The sequence below is a fragment of the Actinosynnema sp. genome (genome assembly GCF_052038725.1).
The window spans coordinates 1-4275 of sequence record NZ_JBQGCX010000622.1 but is presented as its reverse complement, the minus strand read 5'-3'; the positions used below and the strand labels follow the sequence as shown (position 1 = coordinate 4275).

The window sequence follows — 4275 nt, the reverse complement described above, 5'->3', positions numbered from 1 at the left end:
TGAAGAGCCACAAGCACGCCTCGCCGGCGGGGCAGACCTCCAAAAAAGAGGGGACAGGGCTCTGCTGGCCGGTGACCGTTGGTCCTGTGGTCCCGTTTACCCCTGCGGTGGTCCGGGTCCCTCTTTCCCGTGTGGCCTCCTTTCAGGCAAGCACGCTCGTCAAGACGCCGTTTGACACCCCGGTCTGCCGCAGAGTGCGGCGGCATCTTGACGAGCGTGCTCGGGCTTCGCCAGGCCAAACGGGAAAGAGGGACGCGGGTGGCTCTGCTGCGGGCTCGCTGCGCTCGCCCCGCAGCCCGCGACGCGGTTGGGGAGCTGTCCGCGGTGCGGTTGGTGCGGGCTGGGGGCGGGCGGCTTGGGCTGCTGGTTAGAGGGCGATGCCGGTCAGGACTACGGTGCGCTCCTCGGTGAAGTCCTCCATCGCCGAGCGGACGCCCTCGCGGCCGGTGCCTGAGCCCTTCACGCCGCCGTACGGCATCTGGTCCGCGCGGTACGACGGGACGTCGCCGACGATCAGGCCGCCTACCTCCAGTTCTGCCGCCGCCTCGAAGGCCACAGTCACGTCGCGGGTGAAGATGCCCGCCTGGAGGCCGTAGTCGGTGTCGTTGACCTGGGTGAAGGCGTCTTCCACGCTGTCCGCCACGGAGACCGCCAGGACTGGGCCGAAGGCCTCCTCGCGCCACAGCTTGGCGTCGCGCGGGGCGTTCAGGACCACGGTCGGCTCCAGGGACGAGCCGATGCGCTCGCCGCCGGTGAGCAGTTCGGCGCCCGCGTCCACGGCCTCCCGGACCCAGGACTCGACGCGCTTCGCGTTGTCCTCGTCCACCAGGGGGCCCACCTCGACCGCGGGGTCGTGCGGGTCGCCGGTGATCAGGTCGCGGACGGCCTCCACGAGCAGGGGGACGAACTCGTCGGCGGCGTCGCGGTGCACGATCACGCGCTGGACCGCGATGCAGGACTGGCCTGCCTGGTAGTTGCCGAACGTGGCGATCCGCTGGGCGGCGCCTGCCAGGTCCGGCCAGTCCGGCAGGATCACGGCCGCGCTGTTGCTGCCCAGCTCCATCACCACGTGCTTGCGCGGCGCGGCCTCGGTGATGTCCCAGCCGACGCCGGTGGAGCCGGTGAACGAGATCACGGGCAGGCGCTCGTCGGTGATCAGGGTCTTCATGTCGCGGCCCCGGACGGGGAGCACGGAGAACGCGCCCTCGGGGAAGCCCGCGTCGGCCAGGACCTCGCCGAGCAGCAGGGCGGACATGGGGGTGGCCGAGGCGGGCTTGACCACCACGGGGGCGCCGACCGCCAGGGCGGGGGCGACCTTGTGGGCGACCAGGTTCAGCGGGAAGTTGAACGGGGACACCGCCAGCACCGGGCCGCGCGGGGCCCTGCGGACCAGCGCCATGCGGCCCTCGCCGCCCGCGTCGGTGTCCAGGCGCTGCAAGGCGCCGGAGAAGCGGCGGGCCTCCTCGGCGGCGAACCGGAAGACGTTGACCGCGCGGGTCACCTCGACCTCGGCCCACTTGAGCGGCTTGCCGTTCTCGGCGGTGATGGTCTCGGAGATCTCCTCCGCGCGCTCGGCCAGGCCGCGCGAGACCCGCAGCAGCGCCTCGGCCCGCACGTGTGCGGGGGTGCGGCGGAACTCCTTGGCGACGGAGGCGGCTGCGGCGACGGCGCGCTCGACCTGCTCCGGGCCGGGCACGGCGACCGTGGCCACCTCGGTGCCGTCGAAGGGGTGGAGGACCGCCAGCGTCTCTGCGCCCTGCTCTGGGCGGCCTGCGATCCAGCAGGGGCGCGGCTCCGGGGTGAACGCTTCCATGGCACCACCGTAGGCCCGCGCGGGCCCCCGAGCGCTAACGATCTTGAAAGTGCCGCCGCACGTAGCCCGAGTGGCCCAGGTAGAGGTGGTCGTGGCCCTCGGCGCGCTGCTTCCCGAACTCGGGCAGTTCGCGGATCATCCGGACCATGTCGGACAGGCGCTCCAGCACCAGGTCGGCCAGGCCCGTGGCGGGAATCCCGTACGACTCGAACAGCAGCAGGGCGCGTCGCCACTGCTCGTCCGGCTCGCCCCACTCGGGTGACAGCGGGGCCAGGGTGTAGGCGGTGTAGGCGAGGTCCCAGGCGCGCGGGCCCGGCCTGGCCCAGTCGAAGTCGATCACCCCGACCGGGGCGCCGTCCCGGAACACCACGTTGTACGGCGCGAGGTCGCCGTGGCACACCACCTCGGCCGGTTCCAGCGCGGGGCGTCGCCAGCCGGTCTCGGCGACCAGGCCGGTCGACGCGTCGTGCAGCCGCCGCACCAGGCGCGCCACCGCGACCAGCACGTCGTCCCCGCGCAGGTGCTCGGGGACCGGCGGGTGCGCGACCTCGCCCTCCAGGTACGACAGCACCTCGCGACCGCGCTCGTCGAACCCCAGGGGCGCGGGCGAGATGCCTTGCGGCGCGAGGCGTTCCAGCAGGCGGTGCACGGTCGGCGTCCACGGCCCCGCGGTCCGGCGCACGGTCGCCCCGACCCGCGACACGGCCGTCATCCCGCCTCCGGTGAGCGGCTCCTCCTCCACGTCTGACATCCTTCACCTGCGCGAACCCGAGGGCGAAGCGGTTTTCCCCGGTGGGTTCCCCATCCCGAAGCAGACCGAGCCCGACCAGTCGCAGGAGGTCTTGGCCCAGTGGCCGACAGCAGCAACCGCCCCGTCCTGGTGGTGGACTTCGGCGCGCAGTACGCGCAGTTGATCGCACGCCGGGTCCGCGAGGCCCAGGTGTACTCGGAGGTCGTCCCGCACACCACCCCGGTGGCCGAGCTGCTGGCGAAGGACCCCGCGGCCATCGTGCTGTCCGGCGGCCCGTCCAGCGTGTACGAGCCCGGCGCGCCCCAGGTGGACCCCGCCCTGTTCGACGCGGGCGTCCCGGTGTTCGGCATCTGCTACGGCTTCCAGGCGATGGCGGGGGCCCTCGGCGGCACCGTCGAGCACACCGGGACCCGCGAGTACGGCCGCACCGAGCTGGTCCTGCCCCCGACGAGCGGCGTCCTGCACGACGACCTGCCCGGCGCCCACCCGGTGTGGATGAGCCACGGCGACTGCGTCACCGGCGCCCCCGAGGGCTTCACGGTGACCGCGTCCAGCGACGGTGCCCCCGTGGCGGCCTTCGAGGACCGCGAGCGGCGCTTCGCGGGCGTCCAGTACCACCCGGAGGTCGGGCACTCCCCGCACGGCCAGGAGGTGCTGCGCCGGTTCCTGCACGAGATCGCGGGCATCCGGCCGCAGTGGACCACCGCGTCCATCGTGGAGGAGCAGGTCGAGCGCATCCGCGCCCAGGTCGGCGAGGGCCGCGCGATCTGCGGCCTGTCCGGCGGCGTGGACTCGGCGGTGGCCGCGGCGCTCGTGCAGCGCGCCATCGGCGACCGGCTGACCTGCGTGTTCGTCGACCACGGCCTGCTGCGCGCCGGCGAGCGCACCCAGGTGGAGCGCGACTTCGTGGCCTCCACCGGGGTCAACCTGGTCACCGTCGACGCGCGGCAGCGGTTCCTCGACGCGCTCGCGGGCGTGACCGACCCCGAGGAGAAGCGCAAGATCATCGGCCGGGAGTTCATCCGGGTCTTCGAGCAGGCCGAGCGCGACCTCAAGGCCGAGGGCGACACCGGCGTCCACGTCCAGGGCACGCTCTACCCGGACGTGGTCGAGTCCGGCGGCGGCGCGGGCGCGGCGAACATCAAGAGCCACCACAACGTCGGCGGCCTCCCGGACGACCTGCAGTTCGAGCTGGTCGAGCCGCTGCGGGCGCTGTTCAAGGACGAGGTGCGCAAGGTCGGGACCGAGCTGGGCCTGCCGGAGACGATCGTGCAGCGCCAGCCGTTCCCCGGCCCCGGCCTGGGCATCCGCATCATCGGCGAGGTCACCGCAGAGCGGCTCGACATCCTGCGCAAGGCCGACGCCATCGCCCGCGAGGAGCTGACGGCGGCCGGTCTGGACCGGACGATCTGGCAGTGCCCGGTCGTGCTGCTGGCCGACGTGCGCAGCGTCGGCGTCCAGGGCGACGGCCGCACCTACGGTCACCCGATCGTGCTGCGGCCGGTGTCCAGCGAGGACGCCATGACCGCCGACTGGACCCGCCTGCCCTACGAGGTGCTGGAGCGGGTGTCCACCCGCATCACCAACGAGGTGGCCGAGGTCAACCGGGTCGTGCTCGACGTGACGAGCAAGCCACCGGGCACCATCGAGTGGGAGTGAGGCGACCCCGCTGACCGCGTGGGCGGACAGCGAGGAGGGGCCCTGCGGTTCG

General features: G+C 73.2%; 3 protein-coding genes. 1 reads left to right on the top strand and 2 read right to left on the bottom strand.

The genetic code is table 11. The features are described from left to right. Positions 1-367 precede the first annotated feature (367 nt). Together ACTUAL_RS13200 and ACTUAL_RS13195 are read right to left on the bottom strand one after the other, a co-directional pair. Positions 368-1813, bottom strand: coding sequence for an aldehyde dehydrogenase family protein (locus ACTUAL_RS13200; protein WP_440900440.1), 1446 nt, complete (start codon positions 1811-1813; stop codon positions 368-370). Between the two features lie 34 nt (positions 1814-1847). Further along, complete coding sequence (locus tag ACTUAL_RS13195) at positions 1848-2564, bottom strand: phosphotransferase (RefSeq protein WP_440900439.1); 717 nt, start codon at positions 2562-2564, stop codon at positions 1848-1850. A gap of 99 nt (positions 2565-2663) precedes the next feature. Here ACTUAL_RS13195 and guaA point away from each other — a divergent pair, with 99 nt between their 5' ends. After that, the gene (gene guaA / locus ACTUAL_RS13190) at positions 2664-4223 is read left to right on the top strand and encodes a glutamine-hydrolyzing GMP synthase (RefSeq protein WP_440900438.1); all 1560 of its coding nucleotides are present in this window, start codon (positions 2664-2666) and stop codon (positions 4221-4223) included. Positions 4224-4275 lie beyond the last annotated feature (52 nt).

Bases quoted from the DNA above. Each gene is read 5' to 3' on its own strand.
- ACTUAL_RS13195 (WP_440900439.1), bottom strand. From the start codon at position 2,564: ATGTCAGACGTGGAGGAGGAGCCGCTCACCGGAGGCGGGATGACGGCC.
- ACTUAL_RS13200 (WP_440900440.1), bottom strand. From the start codon at position 1,813: ATGGAAGCGTTCACCCCGGAGCCGCGCCCCTGCTGGATCGCAGGCCGC.